Below are 13,550 nucleotides of genomic sequence, written 5' to 3' on the forward strand. Positions count from 1 at the left end.
CCAAGGTCCTGGATTTGTATGGTCACTCAACAATCCAACTCAGTGGACTAGACCTTTGCCCTCCGATCGCGCGAGACTGTCACCCGTGAAACCCGTGAAACACGTCATCGCCCTCGATGTGGGCGGCACTGGGATGAAGGCCGCCCTCGTCGCCGCCGACGGCACCCTGCTGCACGAGGCGCGCCGCGCCACCGGCCGCGAGCGGGGCGCCGAAGCCGTCGTCGAGACGATTCAGGACTTCGCCGCCGAGCTCCTCGAGCTGGGCCGCGAGCGGTACGCCACCACCGCCTCCGCGGCCGGTGTCGCCGTCCCCGGCATCGTCGACGCCGAGAACGGGATCGCCGTCTACGCGGCGAACCTGGGCTGGCGCGACGTCCCGATGCGCGAGCTGCTCGGCAGACGCCTCGGCGGGATCCCCGTGGCGCTGGGCCACGACGTCCGCACGGGCGGACTCGCCGAGGGCCGCATCGGCGCGGGCCGCGGCGCCGACCGCTTCCTGTTCGTCCCCCTCGGTACCGGCATCGCCGGCGCCATCGGCATCGCCGGCCGCATCGAGGCCGGCGCGCACGGGTACGCGGGCGAGATCGGCCACATCGTGGTCCGCCCCGGCGGACCCGCCTGCGGCTGCGGCCAGCACGGCTGCCTGGAGACCCTCGCCTCCGCCTCCGCCGTCAGCCGCGCCTGGGCGGCCGCCTCCGGCGACCCCGAAGCCGACGCCGCCGACTGCGCCAAGGCCGTCGAATCCGGTGACGAACGCGCCCGCGAGGTGTGGCTCGCCGCCATCGGCGCCCTCGCCGACGGGCTGGTCACCGCGATCACCCTGCTGGACCCGCGCACGCTGATCATCGGTGGCGGACTGGCCGAGGCCGGGGAAACCTTGTTCACACCACTACGGACGGCCGTGGAGGAACGCGTGACGTTCCAGCGGCTGCCCCACATCGTTCCGGCCGCCCTAGGGGACACCGCCGGATGCCTGGGCGCAGGGCTGCTCGCCTGGGATCTACTCGCCACGGAGGTACCTGCCTGATGTCCGGAAGCGCACATGTGGGCCGCAGCACCGTTCTCTCCGGTGCGAACGTGGTACTGCCCACCGGCACCGTGAAGGGCGGACGCCTCATCGTCGAGGGCGAGCGCATCGCCGGCAGCACCGACGGGAACGCGACCGTGGCCGACCTCTCCGGGCACTGGATCGTCCCCGGCTTCGTCGACATGCACAACCACGGCGGCGGCGGCGCCTCCTTCACCTCCGGCACCGCCGAGGAGGTGCTCAAGGGCGTACGGACCCACCGCGAGCACGGCACCACCACCCTGGTCGCCTCCACCGTCACCGGCGACCTCGACGAACTCGCCCGCCGGGCCGGGCTCCTCGCCGAGCTGACCCAGCAGGGCGACATCGCCGGCATCCACTTCGAGGGACCGTTCATCAACCCCTGCCGCAAGGGCGCGCACAAGGAGGACCTCCTGCGCGATCCCGACCCGGCCGAGGTCCGCAAGCTGATCGACGCCTCGCACGGCGCCGCCCGCATGTTCACCCTGGCCACCGAGCTCCCGGGCGGCCTGGACTCCGTACGGCTGCTCGCCGAGCACGGGGTCATCGCCGCGATCGGGCACACGGACTCCACCTACGAGCAGACGCTCCAGGCCATCGACGCCGGCGCGACCGTGGCCACCCACCTCTACAACGCCATGCCGGGCCTGGAGCACCGCGCCCCGGGCCCCATCGCGGCGCTGCTGGAGGACGAGCGGGTCACCGTCGAGCTGATCAACGACGGCACCCACCTGCACCCGGCCATGCTGGAGCTGGCCTTCCACCACGCGGGCGCGCACCGCGTGGCGCTGATCACCGACGCGATGGACGCGGCCGGCTTCGGCGACGGGATCTACCACCTCGGCCCGCTGGAGGTCGAGGTCAAGGAGGGCGTCGCCCGGCTGGTCGAGGGCGGCTCCATCGCGGGCTCCACCCTGACCCTGGACACCGCCTTCAAGCGGTCCGTCACCCTCGACAAGCTCCCCGTCGAGTCGGTGGTCCAGGCGATCTCCGCCAACCCGGCCAGGCTGATCGGCGTCTACGACCAGGTCGGCTCGCTGGAGCCCGGCAAGTACGCGGACCTCGTCGTCCTCGACGCCGCCTTCGACGTCAAGGGCGTCATGCGGCGCGGCGAATGGATCGTCGACCCCCTCGCGGCACGGGGCTGAGCGAAGCGGTCGGCCCGCGGTACTGGGCCGGCCGCCCTCCATTTGGCATGCTGTTGCCCTGAAAACCGGCGGCACACACCGAGACCGGGGCCCGCCATGATCCTGACCGTGACGCTCAACACCGCACTCGACGTCACCTACCGCGTGCCGAGGCTGCTCGCGCACGCCTCGCACCGCGTCAGCGACGTCACCGAACGCCCCGGCGGCAAGGGCCTCAACGTCGCCCGCGTACTGGCCGCGACCGGCCACGAGGTGACCGCGACGGGCTTCGCGGGCGGCCGCACGGGCGCCCTCGTGCGCGAACTGCTCGCCGGCTCCCCCGGCGTGCGCGACGAGCTGGTCGACTGCGCGGGCACCACCCGCCGCACCCTGGCCGTCGTCGACGAGGCCTCCGGCGACACCACGCAGTTCAACGAACCGGGCCCGCTGGTCACCACCGCCGAGTGGTCGCGGTTCCTCTCCCGCTACGAGGCCCTGCTGGCGGGCGGCGCCCGCGCGGTGGCCCTGTGCGGCAGTCTGCCCCCGGGCGTGCCCGTCGGGGCGTACGCCGTCCTCGTGCGGGCGGCCCGCACCGCCGGTGTGCCCGTACTCCTGGACACCAGCGGGGAGGCCCTGCGCCGGGGGGTCGCCGCCCGCCCCGACATGATCAAACCGAACGCCGCCGAACTCGCCGAGCTGACCGGATCCCGGGACCCGCTGCCCGCCACCCGGGACGCCCGGCGGCGCGGGGCCCACGCGGTGGTCACCTCACTGGGCCCGGGCGGCCTGCTCGCCGCCACCGCCGACGGCACCTGGCAGGCGGCCCCGCCCCGGACCCTGGCGGGCAATCCCACCGGCGCCGGGGACTCCGCGGTCGCGGGCCTGCTCTCCGCCCTCACCGAAGGCCTGGACTGGCCGGACCGCCTCATCCGCGCGGTGGCCCTCTCGGCGGCCACCGTCGCCGCCCCCACCGCGGGAGAGTTCGACCCCCGCACCTACGAGGAGGTACGGGGGTCGGTGAAGGTCACGTCGGCCTAGGTCGTCTCTTTCTGCCCAGGGCCTGTGGCTACGGGTTCGGGGATCCCTCTTGCAGCCAGAGCTGGTCGATGTTGACCTGGCACTTGTTGCCGGTCTCGCACGACAGCTTGATCGTGTTGGTGCCCTTGTTGAGGGTCACCGGGCCCCAGGTGGTCTGCCAGCCCTTCTCCCAGTCACCCTTGGGCGAGCCCGCGAAGTTGCGCATGCTCAGCGGCGAACCGTTGGGCTTCCCGTTCACCGAGAGGGTGCCGTTCGCGTCCTCGCCGGGGATGCCGAAGCGCACGTAGAGCCGGTAGGTGCCCTCCTTGGGCAGGTCCAGCGTCCAGGTCACCGCGGCGCCGGGCTGGTTGAAGTTGCCGACGTACTGGCCGCTCGCGCTCTTCGCGCCCGCCGTGGTGCTCATCAGCGTCGCGCCACCGCTGATCACCATGCCCGGGCCGCCCGCGTCGCCCTTGGGCAGCGCGGCGTCCGTGGAGGCGGAGCCGCTCGGCTGGCCCGAGGGGGTCTTCGCGGGACCCGACTGGCTCTGGCCGGGGTTCGCGGTGTTCTTGTTCTTGTCGGGGTCGTCCTTCTTCCCGAAGACCACTGCCGCGCCGATGCCGATCGCGACCGCCGCCACCACCGCGACCGCAGCGATGAGCAGGCCCTTGCGGCTGGACCCGCCGCCGTGGCCGCCACCGTGACCGCTGCCGGGCACCGGGACGGACTGGGTGTACTGCGGGGGCTGCTGCTGCGGCGGAACGCCGTAGCCGCCCGCCTGGAGCGCCTCGGGGGCCTGGTACTGCGCCTGGTAGCCCGGGGACTGCTGCTGCGGCGGAACCTGCCCGCGCTGGCCGCCGTAGGGCCGGTCGCCGACCGTGCGCACCTGGTTGTACGAGGTCCGGGGCACGCCCGGCTGCGCGGCGCCCGGCTGACCGCCGACCGTGGACCCGGGGTAGCCGTACCCACCGCCCTGCCCGGGCGGGGTGGCTCCGGCGGCCTGGCCGTCCGCGTAGAGATAGCCGAACGGATCGTCGTCCTCGGGCTTGTTCGCACCACTGTTCGGGCCGTTGTTCGCGGGCGTCGTCATCGCAGGTCACTCCTTTCGACCCCGGGGAGCCTACCCCGAACAGGTGCGCCCACGAGCGGTACGCGAACTCACCCGGCCCGGCGGTGCGCCTTCGAGCGGGAACGCTTCTCGATGTACATGCGCTGGTCGGCGGAGCGCAGGACCTCGTCCGCGGACATGCCGCAGCTGGCCCAGCCGATCCCGAAACTCGCTCCCACCCTGACCGCACGACCGTCCACCCTGATCGGCGGGATGATCGCGTTGCGCAGGCGCACGGCGAGATCGGCGGCGTCCGCGGCCCCCAGCCCGTCCGCCAGGACGACGAACTCGTCACCACCCAGCCGGGCGACCGTGTCCCCGTCCCGGACGCCGGTCGTCAGCCGCCGGGCGACCTCGATCAGGACCGCGTCGCCGGTGTGGTGCCCGAACCGGTCGTTGATCGACTTGAAGCCGTCGAGGTCGCAGAAGAGCACCGCGAGCCCCTTCGTGCCGTCGTCGATGTCGGTCGCGGGGGCGACCGTGTGCACGTGGTGGTCGTACGGGCCCACCGCGGCCGAGCCGCCGGGCGCCGACCCCGGGCCGACCTGGCCGCCGGGGAACTCGAAGGGCTCGGGGAAACCGTCCGGCCGGAAACCGTGCTCGGCGTGCTCACCGGGGGCGCCCCCGGCCGCGGGCCGGGTCTCGAAGGCGGCGTCCAGCGCCTCGACGGCGGTGGCGCGCACGGACTGCGGGCGGCGGCACAGCCGGGCCCCGAGCCGGGAGCGCAGCTCGGCGCTGTTGGGCAGGCCGGTCAGCGAGTCGTGGCTGGCCCGGTGGGCGAGCTGGAGCTCGTGCCGCTTGCGCTCCTCGATGTCCTCGACGTGGGTGAGCAGGAAGCGCGGGCCGTCCGCGGCGTCCGCGACGACGGAGTTGCGCAGCGAGACCCAGACGTAGGTGCCGTCGCGCCGCCCCAGGCGCAGCTCGGCGCGGCCGCCCTCGGCGGAGGTGCGCAGCAGGGTGCCGATGTCCTCGGGGTGGACCAGGTCGGAGAAGGAGTAGCGGCGCAGCACGGAGGCGGGCCGTCCCAGCAGCCGGCACAGCGCGTCGTTGGTGCGCAGCAGGCGGCCGTGCTGGTCGCCGCCCATCTCGGCGATGGCCATCCCGCTGGGCGCGTACTCGAAGGCCTGGCGGAACGACTCTTCACTGGCCCGCAGGGCCTGCTGCTCGCGCTCGAGGCGGACCAGGGCCCGCTGCATGTTCGCGCGCAGCCGGGCGTTGCTGATCGCGATGGCGGCCTGGAAGGCGTACATCTGGAGGGCTTCGCGGCCCCAGGCGCCGGGCCGGCGGCCGTTGCGCGGGCGGTCCACGGAGACGACGCCGAGCAGCTCGCCGCCGGAGGCGTACATGGGGGCGTAGAGCCGGTCCTCGGGGTGCCACTCGTCCTCGAACCGGGGGTCGGGGCCCTCCGTGTGCCACTGGGGGACGTCGTCCTCCATGAGCACCCAGCCCTCGGTGTGCGGGATGAAGCGCAGGCCGTCCCAGTTCTCACCCATCGTCAGGCGGCGTTCCCAGGAGGCGCGCGAGCCGACGCGTCCGGTGATCAGCGCTTCGGCCGCGGGGTCGCCGGCGAAGGCGGCGACGACGAGATCGCCGTCAGGGCGTACGAGGTTGACACAGGCGAGTTCGTAGCCGAGGCCCACGACGATGCCGTCCACGACGGTCTGCAGAGTGTCCGCCAGGCTCCGGGCCGTATTGAGCTCGGCCACCACCCGGTGCAGCTGCCGCAGGGTCGCAAGACGGACGTACGGCTCCGACTCGGTCTCCATTGCTCGCTCTCCCCGAGACCTCGACAGCAACTCCAGGTATGTCATCGGCGTTTCGTTGCGGTGTCCCGTCCACTGAATCACAGTGAGCTGTGCGGCAGGTACACAGGGTCAACAAATCTTGCTCTCTGTGACTCAAGTCACATGAGATGAATAAAGGTGCACGTGTCACCGGTCCGTTGCCGACGCTCCACCGGTTGTGTTCCCGGGAGCAAACGATACGCCCGGGCCCGGGGCGGCCTAGGTCGACGGGCCGGGGGGCGGCTCGGACCTCAGCCCGATGCGCCGCGCGAGAGGGCGACAGTAGCGTCCACACCGTGCCCCATACGACCCCCGTGACAACACTTCCCGCCGCCGCACCCCATCCTGAGGGTGTGAGCAACGACGAGTTCCGGGCCGCGATGTCCCGACTGGCGGCCGGCGTGAGCCTGATCACCGCGCACGAACCCCCGCTGTCGGCCGGCGGGCCGCCCGGCGAGGACGTCGGCATGACGGCGACCGCCTTCATGTCCGTGTCCATGGACCCCCCGCTGGTCCTCGTCAGCCTCCGCGAGGGCTCCCGGATGGACGACCTGCTGGCGGAGCAGCCCCTGTGGGCGGTCTCGGTGCTCGCCGACCACCAGCTGCAGATCGCGAGCCGGTTCGCGATGAAGGGCCGCATCAGCGACCGCCTGCTCTTCGCGGACGTGCCCACCACCCGGGGCGAGGTCTCCGGCGCCCACCTCTTGTCGGGGGCCCTGGCCACCCTGGAGTGCCGTACGGAGAACCGTGTCGAGGCGGGCGACCACACGCTGGTCATCGGCCGGGTCCTGGCGGCCGCGCAGCCGTCGCCGGACTCGCCGCCGCTGACGTACTTCCGGGGGCGCTACCGGCACTTGGCGCCGTAGGTCCGGGGCTCCGGGGGCGGCGCTCCAGGGGTCGGCGCTCCAGGGGTCGGCGTCCCGGGGGTCGGCGCTCCAGGGACGGCGTTCCCGGGTCGGCGCTCCGGTACCGGCGCTCCGGTACCGGCCCCCGCCCGTCCCCCGCTACCAGTCCCGCGCGCTGCGCCCCCGCTTGGTCTCGCCGCGGGCCTTCTTCTCGCGCAGCCGCCGCTCGTTGATCCCCCGGGGGATCTTCGTCGCCCGCCGGGCCTTCGGCGGCGGCGCCGTGGCCTCCGCCAGCAGCGAGGTGAGCCGGACCAGCGCCATCTCCCGGTTGCGCAGCTGCGAGCGGTGCTCGGAGGCCCGTACCGTCACCACCCCGTCCACCAGGCGGGACGCGAGCCGCTCCAGCGCCCGCTCCTTCCACACGTCGGGCAGCGCCTTGGTCGCCGCGACGTCGAAGAGGAGCTCCACGCGCGAGTCCGAGGTGTTCACGTGCTGCCCGCCCGGCCCCGAGGACCGCGAAAAACGCCAGGCGAGCTCGCCCTCGGGGAGGACGACCGAACCGCGGATGACATGGGGACCAGGCATGCCCCCTATGATCCGTCCTCCACCCGGGCCCCGTCACCCGCATTTCGCGGACGGACCCGGAGGGACCCGGACGGCCAATTCGGCGGATCCGGAACCTACCGCCCCTCTCGCCGCGTTATGAAGGGCAGCGGTAACTTGGGCACTCTCGCGGTCAGCACGGCAAGTGGGACCGAGCGAGACCAAGTGAGACTAGGAAGGGACACCAGTCACCATGGCAGTAAGCCTCTCCAAGGGCGGAAACGTCTCGCTCAGCAAGGAGGCCCCGGGCCTCGCGGCCGTCACCGTCGGCCTCGGCTGGGACGTCCGCACGACGACCGGTGTCGACTTCGACCTGGACGCCTCCGCCATCGCGGTCACCGCGCTCGGCAAGGTCGTCTCCGACGGCCACTTCGTCTTCTTCAACAACAAGTCCACCCCGGACCAGACCATCGTCCACACCGGTGACAACCGCACCGGCGAGGGCTCCGGCGACGACGAGGCCATCAACGTCAACCTCGCCGGCCTCCCGGCCGACGTGGACAAGATCGTCTTCCCGGTCTCCATCTACGACGCCGAGACCCGCAGCCAGAACTTCGGCCAGGTCCGCAACGCCTACATCCGCGTGGTGAACCAGGCCGGCGGCGCCGAGATCGCCCGCTACGACCTCTCCGAGGACGCGGCGACCGAGACCGCCATGGTCTTCGGCGAGCTCTACCGCAACGGCGCCGAGTGGAAGTTCCGCGCGGTCGGCCAGGGCTACGCCTCGGGCCTGACCGGCATCGCCCAGGACTTCGGCGTCAACGTCTGACCGTCCCCTCCCGGGCGGCCCGTGCCGCCCGGCCGACGTCGCCACGACGTCATCCGTCGCCACGGCGTCATCGCAGCTGAAGCCCCCTCCCGGCCGTCCGGGGAGGGGGCTTCGCTACCGTTCGGTACGTGATCCTCATCCCGCTCGCCCCCGTCGAGGACGGCGCCCTGCCGGGCCCGGTCCTCACCGAAATCGCCACGCTCTACGCGACCAACCACGCGTTCTTCGAGCTCAGCGGCGATTTCCCCGACCCCGGCCGCATCACGGTCGAACAGGTCGCAGCCGCCCTCGCCGACGAGCTCGCCCACGACGGCGCCGAGGTCCTCCTCGCCCGCTCCGCCGGACGCCTCGTGGGCCTGGCCGCCACCCTCGCCCGGCATCCGGACCCGGCCGCCGAGGACCCGGACCCCTGGATCGGCCTGCTGCTCATCGACGCCACCACGCACCGCGAGGGATACGGCCGCGCCGTGGTCACCCTGGTCGAGGAACGCTTCCGCACCGCCGGACGCACGGGCGTGCGCCTCGCCGTACTCGACGCCAACGAGAAGGGCCTCGCCTTCTGGCGGGCCCAGGGCTACGAGTTCCTGCGCCAGGGGGCCGACCGCGAGGCGGGCCGCCCCTGCACGGTCCTGCGCAAGGCGCTGTAACGGGCAGCCGCCGGGCCCCCGAACACCCGCCGGGGACCCCGAACGCCCGCCTGGGGCCACGGGGTCCCCGGGGCCCACGGGGGCCCGGTTCGGGACCCTACGGAGCCTTCGGGCGGCCCGTCCCGTACAGCCAGACGTCCCAGACCTTCTTCAGGTCGTGGCCCGTCTTCTCCTGCGCGTAGGCGGTGAACTCGGCCGTGCTCGCGTTCCCGTACCGGTGGTCGGCGGCCCAGCCCCGCAACAGGGCGAAGAACTTCTCGTCGCCGACCTCCTGGCGGACCCGCTGCAGGACCATCGCCCCGCGCCCGTACACCGGGGCCGAGGAGACGTCCTTCGGCCCCGGCGGGGCGGCCGGCGGGAAGGCGTCCCAGGCCGAGTCCGCCGCCTCGTCCACGTCCGTGTCACCGGCGAGGTAGGCGTCGAAGTGCTGCTGCGCGCTCGGCCCGCCGTGGTCCTCGGACCACAGCCACTCGGCGTACGTCGCGAAGCCCTCGTTGAGCCACATGTCCTTCCAGGACTTCGGCGACACCGAGTCCCCGAACCACTGGTGGGCCAGCTCGTGCAGGACCAGCTCCTCGCTGCCGGGCGCCCCGGAGAAGACCGGCCGGGTCTGCGTCTCCAGCGCGTAGCCGAGGGTGTGCGCGGGCAGCACGACCGCACCGGTCGAGGAGAAGGGGTACGGGCCGAACCGGCCGCTGCCCCACTCCACCATCTCGGGCAGCCGCGCGAGCACGGCGGCGCTCGCCGCCGCCTCCCCGGGCGCGACCGCGGAGTAGACGGGGATCCCGGACGCGGTCCGCCCGGTCGTCACCTCGAACTTCCCCACGGCCACGGTCGCCAGATAGCTCGCCATCGGCTCCGCGGCGTGCCAGACGAACACGGTCCGCCCGTCCGCTTCCTCGCGCCGGGAAGCCAACTCGCCGTTGGACACGGCCTCGTACCCCTTGGGGACGGTCACCGTGATGTCGTACGTGGCCTTGTCGCTCGGGTGGTGGTTCCCGGGGAACCAGGCCATCGACCCGACGGGCTCGCCGACGCCGACCGCGCCCTCCCCGACGGCGAGGGGGATCCAGCCCTCCTTCGACCCGTCGGGATCGGTGACGGGCCGCGGCTTGCCGGAGTAGTCGATCTCCGCACGGAAGACCTCGCCGCGCTCCAGGTCGTCGGCGGGCCGCACGGTCAGCTCGTTGCCGGTCCGGTTGAAGCGGGCCGGCTCGCCCTGCACGCTCACGCTCTCCACGTCGAGCCCGCTGAGGTCGAGGTTGAAGGAGCTGAGCCCCTGCCCGGCACGGGCGGTGATGACGGCGGTGGCGTGCAGCCGGCCGCCGGCCGGGTCGTAGTCGAGGTCCAGCGCGTAGTGCTCGACCTGGTAGCCGCCGTTGCCGGCCTTCGGGAAGTACGGGTCGCGCAGCCCCGACGCACCCGGCCGCCCGTGCACGGTCTCCCCCGTACAGCCCGAGGTGAGGGCGATCAGGGTGACGACGGCAAGGGCGGCGAGGCGGGAGGGAAGACGGTGATGCACGCGCTCGAGCCTACGTGCAGTGACCGGCGACCGGTCTACTTGTCGAGGGCGTCCACGCCGGCCTTGGCGAACTTCTCGTCCAGGTCACCGCTCGGGGCGCCGGCCACGCCGATGCCCGCCACCGGGGCGCCCTTGGCCTGAACGGGGGTGCCGCCGCCGAGGAAGAGCGTGCCGGGGATGTCCTTCAGGTTCGGGGTCTGCGCGAGACGGCCCGCGAGCACCGAGGTCGGGGCGTTCCAGGACACGGCGGTGAAGGCCTTGCGCTGCGCCGACTCGTAGGACTGCGGGCCCGCGCCGTCGCCGCGCAGGGTGACGATGGTGTTGCCGTTGCGGTCGACGACCGCGACGGTCACCTTCTGGTTCTCCTTCTCGGCGGCCTCCAGCGCGGCCTGGGCGGCGCGGGTGGCGGCGTCGATGGTCAGGTGCGTGGAGGTGGTGAAGTTCTTGTCGCCGTCCTTCTTCGCGGCGGCGACGGCCGGAGCGGCGGCCGGTGCGGCGCTGGCGCTGACCGCGCCGAAGGCTCCGGCGCCGAGGGCGACGGCGAGGGCGGTACCGGTGAGAACGCGGGTACGGGTGTTCATGTCTGCTGCTCCTGTGAACGTCGGCGCGGCGGGCTGCTCCGTCCCGCCGTTGCTCCAACCCTCCCCCCGCCACCCCCTTCCCCCCGTCGCCGTACCGGCTCCCAACACCCACCCCACCGGCTGACCCGAAGGTCAACCGATCGGCTGATGCGAAGGGGTCCCGCCAGCGGCTTACCTGACTGGTCGGCCCGAAAACCCAGCCCGCAGGTGCCGGAGGTCTGGAAATCCCAGCCCGCGGGTGAAAGCCGGGGGTCTGGAAAATCAGCCCCTCCGGCGTTTGAGGAGCGGGGTCTGGGGCGGAGCCCCAGGGGGCCGGGCGCAGCCCGGGACCGGCGGGTCAGGGCGGAGCCCTGGGAACGGTGGAAGGGTGGGTAGGGGACGGCCCCGCGCAGCGGCACCCACCCGGACCCGCACGACGACCGGCACCATGGAAAGCACCGCACCACCCCAGGAGCACACCCCGTGACCAGCGCGCCCCCCACACCTCCCACACCCGCCCCCACCCCACCCCCCCAAGACACCCGCGCGCTCTCCACGGTCATGCACACCGCCTTCTTCCTCCTCCTCGGCGCCTCCGTGGCCCGCTTCCTCCTCCGCCACCCCGCCGAACCCCGCACCCCGTGGATCATCGCCCTCGGCATCACCCTGGCCCTGCTCTACGTGATCGGCCCCGCCCTCGGCGCCACCACCACCGCCGCACCCACCCCCCGCCGCCTCCTGTGGCTCGGCCTGGTCGTCGCCGTCTGGGTGGTCCTCGTCGTACTCGCGCCGAGCTTCGCCTGGTGCGCCGTCCCGCTCTTCTACACCGCGCTGCGCACCCTCCCGCCCCGCGCCGCCGTGGTCCTCGTGGCCCTGCTCACCGTCTTCGTCGTCGCCGCCCAGCTCAAGCTCTCCCGGACCACCGGCGAGCCCTTCGACCCCAACCTCCTCCTCGCCCCGCCCGCCGTGGCCGCCCTCGCGACCGCCGTCTTCGTCCACATGGAGCGCCAGGCCCGGGCCCAGCGGGCGCTGATCGACGATCTGATCCGCACCCGCCGGGAACTGGCCGCCACCGAGCGCCGCGCCGGCACCCTCGCCGAACGGCAGCGGCTGTCCATGGAGATCCACGACACCCTGGCCCAGCACCTGTCCAGCCAGCAGATGCTGCTCCAGGCCGCCGACCGCACCTGGGACACCGACCCGGCCACGGCCCGCGCGCACGTCCGTACCGCCACCGACATCACCGCGCGCGGCCTCGCCGAGGCCCGCCGCCTGGTCCACGACCTCGCGCCGCCCGAGCTGGCGGGCGGCGCCGGCCTCTCGGACGCCCTGCGCGCACTGGACGCCGGCCCCGGCATCGAGGTCCGCTTCCACCTGGAGGGCACCCCGGTCCCCGTGCCCGACCGCACGGAGTCGGCGCTGCTGCGGATCGCGCAGGGCGCGCTGGCGAACGTACGGGAGCACGCGGGCGCCCGTACCGCGGCGCTCACCCTGAGCTTCCTGGGCGACCAGGTCGTCCTCGACATAGCCGACGACGGCCACGGCTTCCCCGGGGCGGGCGCCGCGGATCCGGCACGCGGGAACCGGGGCCACGGCCTCCCCGCGATGCGCGCGCGGGTCCGCCAGCTCGGCGGCACCCTGACCATCGAATCCACCGCGGGCGAGGGCACGGTCCTCTCGGCGTCGATCCCCCTGGAGCCCACCCCATGACCACGATCCTCCTGTGCGACGACCACGTGGTGGTCCGCGCCGGCCTGCTCGCCCTGCTCGGCAGCGAACCCGACATCGAGGTGCTCGGCGAGGCGGGCAGCGGGGAGGAGGCGGTCGCGCTCGCCGCCAGGCTCCGCCCCGACGTGGTCCTGATGGACCTCCAGCTCGGCGCGGGCATCGACGGCGTGGAAGCCACCCGCCGCATCACGACCACCCCCAACCCCCCGCACGTGCTCGTCCTCACCACCTACGACACGGACGCGGACATCACCCGGGCCATCGGCGCGGGCGCCACCGGGTACCTCCTGAAGGCCGAACGGCCCGAGGAACTCTTCGCCGCGATCCACTCCGCGGCCCAGGGTCGCACCACGCTCTCCGCTCCGGTGGCCAGCCGCGTGATGGCCCACATGCGCGGCACCCGGCCCACCCTGACCGACCGTGAGCTCGACATCCTCGGCCAGCTGGCCCGCGGCCTCGGCAACCGCGACATCGCCCGCGCGCTGTTCATCAGCGAGGCCACGGTCAAGACCCACCTGGGCCGCATCTACGACAAGCTCGGCGTCGACACCCGTGCGGGCGCGGTCTCGGTGGCCAAGGAACAACGCCTCCTCCCCTGACGCGGGGGCGCACGCGAAGGTCCGTACGCGGAGCACCCCGGGGAACGCGGGGGCCCAACGGCCCAGGGGCCCCAGGGGGCCCAGCGACCTCAGACGACCCAGGGGGACCCGTACAAGCCCGGTCCCCTCCCCTCCATCGTCCATCCGTACGAGATCGCGGTCGTACGCCGCGCCGATCCCCCGCGGGCGGCGA

Annotated in this window: 13 protein-coding genes; 8 read left to right on the forward strand and 5 right to left on the reverse strand. The window is 73.3% G+C overall.

The annotated features are described in order from the left end of the window. The first annotated feature begins 94 nt into the window (after positions 1-94). The 3 genes from OG904_RS12795 (at position 95) to OG904_RS12805 (ending at position 3,213) form a co-directional block, all read left to right on the forward strand. Positions 95-1,027: an ROK family protein gene (locus tag OG904_RS12795; RefSeq protein WP_405497972.1), complete on the forward strand. Its 933-nt coding sequence runs from the start codon at positions 95-97 to the stop codon at positions 1,025-1,027. Continuing rightward, positions 1,027-2,196, forward strand: a complete 1,170-nt coding sequence (nagA, locus tag OG904_RS12800) for an N-acetylglucosamine-6-phosphate deacetylase (protein WP_405490401.1) — start codon at positions 1,027-1,029, stop codon at positions 2,194-2,196. Before OG904_RS12795 ends, nagA begins: the two co-directional genes overlap by 1 nt. A gap of 96 nt (positions 2,197-2,292) precedes the next feature. Next, complete coding sequence (locus OG904_RS12805; RefSeq protein ID WP_405490403.1) at positions 2,293-3,213, forward strand: 1-phosphofructokinase family hexose kinase; 921 nt, start codon at positions 2,293-2,295, stop codon at positions 3,211-3,213. Between the two features lie 28 nt (positions 3,214-3,241). Here OG904_RS12805 and OG904_RS12810 read toward each other — a convergent pair whose 3' ends face one another. Both OG904_RS12810 and cdgB read right to left on the reverse strand, forming a co-directional pair. Next, positions 3,242-4,282: a CBM35 domain-containing protein gene (locus tag OG904_RS12810; protein ID WP_405490405.1), complete on the reverse strand. Its 1,041-nt coding sequence runs from the start codon at positions 4,280-4,282 to the stop codon at positions 3,242-3,244. 68 nt (positions 4,283-4,350) lie between these two features. Then, complete coding sequence (gene cdgB / locus OG904_RS12815) at positions 4,351-6,066, reverse strand: diguanylate cyclase CdgB (protein WP_405490407.1); 1,716 nt, start codon at positions 6,064-6,066, stop codon at positions 4,351-4,353. Between the two features lie 314 nt (positions 6,067-6,380). Between cdgB and OG904_RS12820 the strand changes: the two genes are divergently transcribed. Beyond that, a complete protein-coding gene (locus OG904_RS12820; RefSeq protein WP_405490409.1) occupies positions 6,381-6,950 on the forward strand; it encodes a flavin reductase family protein in 570 nt (189 codons plus the stop codon). 138 nt (positions 6,951-7,088) lie between these two features. Here OG904_RS12820 and arfB read toward each other — a convergent pair whose 3' ends face one another. After that, positions 7,089-7,514: an alternative ribosome rescue aminoacyl-tRNA hydrolase ArfB gene (gene arfB / locus OG904_RS12825; RefSeq protein ID WP_405490411.1), complete on the reverse strand. Its 426-nt coding sequence runs from the start codon at positions 7,512-7,514 to the stop codon at positions 7,089-7,091. A gap of 211 nt (positions 7,515-7,725) precedes the next feature. Here arfB and OG904_RS12830 point away from each other — a divergent pair, with 211 nt between their 5' ends. Further along, on the forward strand, positions 7,726-8,301 hold the full coding sequence (locus tag OG904_RS12830) for a TerD family protein (RefSeq protein ID WP_328299495.1): 576 nt from the start codon (positions 7,726-7,728) through the stop codon (positions 8,299-8,301). 128 nt (positions 8,302-8,429) lie between these two features. Beyond that, positions 8,430-8,948 carry a GNAT family N-acetyltransferase gene (locus tag OG904_RS12835; protein ID WP_405490414.1) on the forward strand — a complete coding sequence of 173 codons (519 nt, stop codon included), beginning with the start codon at positions 8,430-8,432 and terminating at the stop codon, positions 8,946-8,948. Positions 8,949-9,045: 97 nt separating this feature from the next. On the opposite strand, the gene OG904_RS12840 is transcribed toward OG904_RS12835, so the two are convergent. Both OG904_RS12840 and OG904_RS12845 read right to left on the reverse strand, forming a co-directional pair. Next, positions 9,046-10,470: a M1 family metallopeptidase gene (locus OG904_RS12840; protein ID WP_405490416.1), complete on the reverse strand. Its 1,425-nt coding sequence runs from the start codon at positions 10,468-10,470 to the stop codon at positions 9,046-9,048. Positions 10,471-10,505: 35 nt separating this feature from the next. Then, a complete protein-coding gene (locus OG904_RS12845) occupies positions 10,506-11,051 on the reverse strand; it encodes a heme-binding protein (protein WP_405490418.1) in 546 nt (181 codons plus the stop codon). A gap of 540 nt (positions 11,052-11,591) precedes the next feature. Here OG904_RS12845 and OG904_RS12850 point away from each other — a divergent pair. After that, the gene (locus OG904_RS12850; protein WP_405497974.1) at positions 11,592-12,740 is read left to right on the forward strand and encodes a sensor histidine kinase; all 1,149 of its coding nucleotides are present in this window, start codon (positions 11,592-11,594) and stop codon (positions 12,738-12,740) included. Next, positions 12,737-13,357 (forward strand): response regulator, encoded by a 621-nt coding sequence (locus tag OG904_RS12855; RefSeq protein ID WP_405490420.1) that lies wholly within the window; start codon positions 12,737-12,739, stop codon positions 13,355-13,357. Before OG904_RS12850 ends, OG904_RS12855 begins: the two co-directional genes overlap by 4 nt. Positions 13,358-13,550 lie beyond the last annotated feature (193 nt).

This window comes from Streptomyces sp. NBC_00096 (genome assembly GCF_045041305.1).
Classification (GTDB): Bacteria; Actinomycetota; Actinomycetes; order Streptomycetales; family Streptomycetaceae; genus Streptomyces.